A 5604-nucleotide genomic window follows, 5' to 3' on the forward strand; every position below is an offset into this window, starting at 1 on the left:
CCCGCGCCCGCATCCCACAGCTTCTGCGAAACGGTGGATTCGTACTGCGGCTTGAAGCCTTCGAGGATTTTCGACGCCGCGGTGGTCTGCGTGCCCTTGGTGGCAAACAGATCCTTCATGCCGATGGGGACGCCCGCCATCGTGCCAAGCGGCTTTCCGGCGGCGCGATCCGCGTCAACCTTTGCCGCAGCTTCCAGCGCCTTTTCGGGCGTGGTGACGATGAAGGCGTTCAGCGAGCCTTGCGCCGCCTCGACCGCCGCGTTGAACGCGTTGGCGACTTCGGTGGCGGTAAAATCGCCCTTGGCCACGCCATCACGGAGGGCGGCAATGCCGAGATCAGTAAGGTCTGTCATTTCAGGACTTCCAGCTGCGTCCCCGCGAAGGCGGGGACCTCAGGCAGTATAACGGGACGGTCAGCAATATGGCACGAGGCCCCCGCCTTCGCGGGGGCGCGGCGTGCTGTGTCGCCTGCGATCCCCGCCTGCGTGGGGATGATCGAATGATCTGCGTAGGCGATCATTCGATCACCTTGGGCACGCCAAAGAAGCCATGTTCGGGCGCGGGGGCGTTGGCCAGCACCGCGTTGCGGATATCGCCGCCGGTCAGCGGATCGGCGTTCACCACGTCATCGCGCAGGCGCTGGGTGTTGGGAATGACGGCGGTCATCGGTTCGATGCCGGTCACATCGACTTCGCCCAGTTGTTCGACCCAGGCGAGGATGCCGTTCAGTTCGGGGACCATCGCGTCAAGCTCGGCCTCGGTAACCTTGATGCGGGCCAGCGAGGCGATCTTGGCCACGGTGGCGGTATCTACGGACATGGCGGATACTCTTATCGGAAAGAAAAAAGGAACGCCGCGCGCTACCAGAGCGCACGGCGTGCTTCAAGCCGAGGTAGCCCCGAAGGGCTTCCCGGCGCGGATCAGGGTTGCGGTGCGCCCGGAGCGCCCGGCATCGGAGGCATCGGCATACCGCCGGGAGCAGCGCCGGCGCCGGCGCCGCCCTGCATCTTCTGCATCTGTTCGAGCATCATGCGCTGCTGCTCCAGTTCAGCCGCGCTCTTGTAATCGATCAGTTCGATTTCGAACACGAGGTCGGAATTGGCGGGGATCACCACTTCGCCAGTCTGCGGATTGCGCTTTTCGTCCGCGCCGTAGGCCTTCTCTGCCGGGATTTCGAGGACGTACTTGCCGCCCTTCTGCATCTTCGACAGGCCTTCGGAGAAACCGGGGATCACGGTTTCGAGCGGCAGCACCGCACGTTCACCACGATCGAACTCCTTGCCGCTGGCCAGACGGCCGACATAGTTGATCAGCGCAACGTCAGCCTTGGTGGGCGAACCGCCGGTGCCAGCCTTGACCGTCTCGATCTCGATCCCCTGATAACGGGTGGCGTAGGCAACGCCTGACCCCAGCACGACAGCGGCGACAACGCCAAGCCAGATCTTGCCGACCGAGCCTTTGGCAACCGGCTGGAGCGGAACGCGGGTGATTTCCGACATGCTTTCCCCCTGAAGCGCGATTCGCCCGAATCGCGCCGGATGATTCGAATGACTGGCCAGCGCCCAAGAAAAAGGGCGCCGATTTCGGCGCCCTCCTTGGCCCATAAGGGCGCTAACGGCAAGTAGCCAGATGGGGCGTTTGCAGCCCCATCCATCTTACTTCGCGCCGTCACGCTCCTGGCGCTTGCGCTCAAGCTTGCGGGCGCGGCGAACGGCAGCAGCCTTTTCGCGAGCGCGCTTTTCCGAGGGCTTTTCGAAGTGGCGACGCAGCTTCATTTCGCGGTACACGCCTTCACGCTGCAGCTTCTTCTTGAGAGCACGAAGAGCCTGGTCGACGTTGTTATCGCGAACGAGAATCTGCATAAACCGCTACACCTCAAACTGTCGGCAAGAGCCCGCAAAACCGGCGGGAGTTGCCCTGATTCTGGAAATACAAAACGCGCCGAATCCGTACAGGACCGGCCCGAACGGGTGCGCCACTAGCCAAATCGGGCAGCAAAGGCAAGCAAAGTCGTGCGTTTTATGGCTGAGCCGGAACTGCCGTTCCGTCAGCGGCGCGTGATTGCTCCTTGGCCCACTCCCCCGCCCGACCACCCAACGGTAGTATCCTGCGGGTGGTCGGGCGGGGGAGTGGGCCGGTGCCGCGTCAGGAATTACGGCTTTCGTAATTCCGGTCCAGACACTAAAAGCCCCGGATGAACTCTCCCAATACATTTACGGCAACCGCCATCGTCGCCATTGGCGGCGGCATCGGCGCGATGCTGCGTTATCATGCCGGGCGCGCGGTTACGACCGCTGCCGGTCCCAATGCCGTGTTTCCCTGGCACACTTTCCTTATCAATGTGGTGGGAAGCCTGCTGATGGGCCTGCTGGCCGGATGGCTGGCGCGCGAAGGCGGCAGCGAATCACTGCGGCTGCTGCTGGGCGTTGGCGTGCTGGGCGGCTTCACCACATTCTCGGCCTTCAGCCTTGAAACCGCCATGCTTATGCAGCGCGGGCTTTACGGCATGGCTGGGGCCTATGCACTGGGTTCGGTGCTGGCAGGCGTGGTCGGGCTGTTCCTTGGCCTTTCATTGATGCGGGGTGCGGCATGAGCAGCGTAAAGACCGGCTCTGGCCGCAAGGGACAGGGCGCGCTGTCCGACGTCAACGTCCGCCAGTTCACAATCGGCAAAGACGATGAAGGCGCGCGGCTGGACCGCTGGTTCAAGCGGCACCTGCCGCAAGTGGGTTTTGCCACCGTATCGCGCTGGGCGCGCACCGGGCAGATTCGGCTGGATGGCAAGCGCGCCGATGTGGATACGCGGCTGGAAGCAGGGCAGACCCTGCGGGTGCCGCCGGGCAATGCCACGCCGGTGGGCACGCCGGGCAAGGGCGAGCGTCCGCGCGCACCGTTGACCGAAGAGCAGATCCAGCTCGCCGAATCGATGGTGCTGGAAAAGGACCGCGCCGCGATCGTGCTGAACAAGCCGCCGGGCCTTGCCACGCAGGGCGGCAGCGGCACGTATGAGCATGTCGACGGTTTGCTGGATGCCTATGCCACGGATGGCGGTCCGCGCCCGCGTCTGGTTCACCGGTTGGACAAGGACACGTCCGGCGTTCTGCTGATCGCCCGCACGCCGGGCAGCGCAGCGTTCTTTTCCAAGCATTTTTCCGGCCGCTCGGCGCGCAAGATCTATTGGGCGCTGGTGGTGGGCGTGCCAGAAGTGAAGGACGGGCTGATCGAACTGCCGCTGGCCAAGCAGCCGGGCACGGGCGGCGAAAAGATGATGGTCGACGAAAGCGGTCAGGGCCAGTCCGCCCGCAGCCGCTATCGCGTGATCAGCCGCGCCGGGAATGCCGCGGCATGGGTGGAACTGCAACCGCTGACCGGGCGCACGCACCAGTTGCGCGTGCACATGGCCGCCATCGGCCATCCTATCGTGGGTGACGGAAAGTATGGCGGGCAGGCCGCGTTCCTGACCGGCACGATCAGCCGCAAGATGCACCTGCACGCGCGCCGCCTGCGCATAGAGCATCCCGAAGGCGACCTGATCGACGTGACGGCGCCCCTGCCCTCGCACTTCGAAGCGAGCATGGCCAGCCTTGGCTTCCACGAGGAAGACGGCGATCTGGCAATCGATCCGATCAAGCCGATCCCCGAAAAGACCATGCAGAAGCGGGCTGCCAAAGCGCACGCCAAGGAATATCGCAAGGAACGTCGGGGCGAACGCCGCAAACGTGCCGATAGCGAAAAGGGCGCTGGCAGCGCGGGCCGCAAGCCTACTGGCAAGCGCGCCGGGGCGAAGCCGGTGGGCAAGCCTGCTGGAAAGGTCGTTGCCAAGGCCGGGCCGAAAGTGGCCGGCAAGCCCGCCGCGCGGTCTGGCCCGAAGCCTGCCGGAGCGCGCCCTGCTGCGCGCACGCCTGCCGCTGGTCCGCCCAAGGGCAAAGCGCGCTGATCGGGGATGGCGGGATGAGGCTGGCGATCTTCGATTGCGATGGCACGCTGGTTGATAGCCAGGCCGATATCTGCGCGGCGATGGACGCGGCGTTCACGGCGGCGGGACTGGTTCCGCCAGAACGCCACGCCACGCGCCGCGTCGTGGGCCTTTCCCTGCACGAGGCGATGCGGCAATTGCATCCGGCGGGCGAACATCACGATCACGCCAGCCTGACCGAGCTATACAAGGACGCCTTTCGGGCGCGGCGGGCAGCCGGCGCCGTGGGCGAACCTCTGTATGACGGCATAGCCGCGCTGGTGGCAGACCTTGCGGGCGATGGCTGGCAACTGGCGGTGGCGACAGGCAAATCGGACAAGGGACTGGCCCACTGCCTTGCCGCGCACGGGCTGACAAAGCACTTCATATCGTTGCAGACGGCGGACCGGCATCCTTCGAAGCCCGACCCATCTATGATCGAACAGTGCATTGCCGACGCCGGGGCAGACCGGCACCGCACGGCGATGATCGGCGATACCGTCTATGACATTCACATGGCGGTGAATGCAGGCGTTACCGGGATCGGCGTGGACTGGGGCTATCACGAAACCGACGAACTGATCGAAGCCGGGGCAAAGGCCGTGGCGACGAGCATGGCAGACCTGCGCGCGCTGCTGGGGGCAATTGCATGAGCGATCCGGCGGCGGGACGGTTCTTTGCCTTGCAGGCGGTGCGGCTTTCGGGCGCGATCATGGTGCTGCTGGGCGTGATGATCGGAACGGGGCGTGCGCCTTCGTTCCTTGGCAGCGTGCCGCAGGAAGTGGGCTATGTGCTGGCCGTGCTGGGCATGGCCGAATTCTTTTACGTGCCGCGCCTGCTTGCGCGGAAATGGCGGACGCCGGACGGACGATGAAGCGATTTTACAAGGATGTAACGGTCGAAGCGGTTGATGGCGGCTTCGGGGTGCGGCTCGACGGGCGGGCGATCAAGACTGTGGGCGGTAGGCCGCAGATTGTGCCGACACAGGCGCTGGCCGATGCACTGGCAGCCGAATGGGCAGGTCAGGGCGAGGAGATCGACCCGGCGCTGTTCCTCTATCGCGATATGGCGGACTATGCGCTGGACGTGGTGGCAGGTGACCGGGCAGGCGTGATCGCCGAAACGCTGCCTTATGCCGAAACCGACACGCTGTGCTATCGCGCCGAGCCGGACGAGGCCTTTGCCGCACGGCAACGCATGATGTGGGAGCCGCTGCTGGCCGATGCGGAAACGCGGTTGGGCGTGGCGTTCGTGCGCGTGACCGGGATCATCCACAAGCCGCAGCCTGTAGAAACGCTGGCGCGGTTGCGGGTGGAACTGGAAGGGCTGAATCCGTTCGAACTCGCCGCGCTGCGCAACACCACCAGCCTTGCCGCATCGCTGGTGATCGGTCTGGCCGCGCTGCTGCCGGGCGCAGACCTCGACGCGCTATGGGATGCGGCCAATCTGGAAGAGGATTGGCAGGCCGAGCTTTGGGGCAAGGATGCCGAAGCGATGGACAGGCGCGAAAAGCGCGCGGCGGCTTTTGCTGCGGCGGCAAGGTTTGCGGGAATGGCGCGGGGTAGGCGCGCCGCATAATAACTGTTGCGCCCCCGCGCAGGCGGGGGCCTCGGTGTTGCTACGGAACGTCGATGTCAAACGACTGAGGCC

At 65.0% G+C, this 5604-nt stretch carries 9 protein-coding genes; 5 read left to right on the forward strand and 4 right to left on the reverse strand.

Annotated features, from left to right (window positions below; all coding sequences use genetic code 11):
* The 4 genes from ACOVQ0_RS14255 to rpsU all read right to left on the reverse strand — a co-directional run.
* Positions 1-353, reverse strand: a 353-nt coding sequence (locus ACOVQ0_RS14255) for an amidase family protein (protein ID WP_421885678.1), incomplete at its 3' end; no start/stop codon positions are given.
* A 163-nt stretch (positions 354-516) separates the two neighbouring features.
* Positions 517-819, reverse strand: a complete 303-nt coding sequence (gatC, locus tag ACOVQ0_RS14260) for an Asp-tRNA(Asn)/Glu-tRNA(Gln) amidotransferase subunit GatC (RefSeq protein ID WP_421885680.1) — start codon at positions 817-819, stop codon at positions 517-519.
* Between the two features lie 101 nt (positions 820-920).
* Complete coding sequence (locus ACOVQ0_RS14265) at positions 921-1499, reverse strand: FKBP-type peptidyl-prolyl cis-trans isomerase (RefSeq protein WP_421885682.1); 579 nt, start codon at positions 1497-1499, stop codon at positions 921-923.
* 156 nt (positions 1500-1655) lie between these two features.
* Positions 1656-1862: a 30S ribosomal protein S21 gene (gene rpsU, locus ACOVQ0_RS14270; RefSeq protein WP_011446475.1), complete on the reverse strand. Its 207-nt coding sequence runs from the start codon at positions 1860-1862 to the stop codon at positions 1656-1658.
* Positions 1863-2194: 332 nt separating this feature from the next.
* On the opposite strand from rpsU, the gene crcB reads away from it, so the two are divergent.
* The 5 genes from crcB to ACOVQ0_RS14295 are packed head-to-tail and all read left to right on the forward strand — an operon-like array spanning position 2195 to position 5532.
* Positions 2195-2593, forward strand: a complete 399-nt coding sequence (crcB, locus tag ACOVQ0_RS14275; RefSeq protein ID WP_421885685.1) for a fluoride efflux transporter CrcB — start codon at positions 2195-2197, stop codon at positions 2591-2593.
* Positions 2590-3936 carry an RluA family pseudouridine synthase gene (locus ACOVQ0_RS14280; protein ID WP_421885688.1) on the forward strand — a complete coding sequence of 449 codons (1347 nt, stop codon included), beginning with the start codon at positions 2590-2592 and terminating at the stop codon, positions 3934-3936. Before crcB ends, ACOVQ0_RS14280 begins: the two co-directional genes overlap by 4 nt.
* A gap of 14 nt (positions 3937-3950) precedes the next feature.
* The gene (locus tag ACOVQ0_RS14285) at positions 3951-4607 is read left to right on the forward strand and encodes an HAD-IA family hydrolase (protein ID WP_421885691.1); all 657 of its coding nucleotides are present in this window, start codon (positions 3951-3953) and stop codon (positions 4605-4607) included.
* On the forward strand, positions 4604-4828 hold the full coding sequence (locus ACOVQ0_RS14290) for a hypothetical protein (protein WP_421885694.1): 225 nt from the start codon (positions 4604-4606) through the stop codon (positions 4826-4828). The genes ACOVQ0_RS14285 and ACOVQ0_RS14290 overlap by 4 nt, the downstream gene beginning before the upstream one ends.
* A complete protein-coding gene (locus tag ACOVQ0_RS14295; RefSeq protein ID WP_421885696.1) occupies positions 4825-5532 on the forward strand; it encodes an ATP12 family chaperone protein in 708 nt (235 codons plus the stop codon). The genes ACOVQ0_RS14290 and ACOVQ0_RS14295 overlap by 4 nt, the downstream gene beginning before the upstream one ends.
* The last annotated feature ends 72 nt before the right edge of the window (positions 5533-5604 follow it).

Origin of the sequence: Novosphingobium sp., from assembly GCF_049240505.1 — a bacterium.
Lineage (GTDB): Bacteria > Pseudomonadota > Alphaproteobacteria > Sphingomonadales > Sphingomonadaceae > Novosphingobium.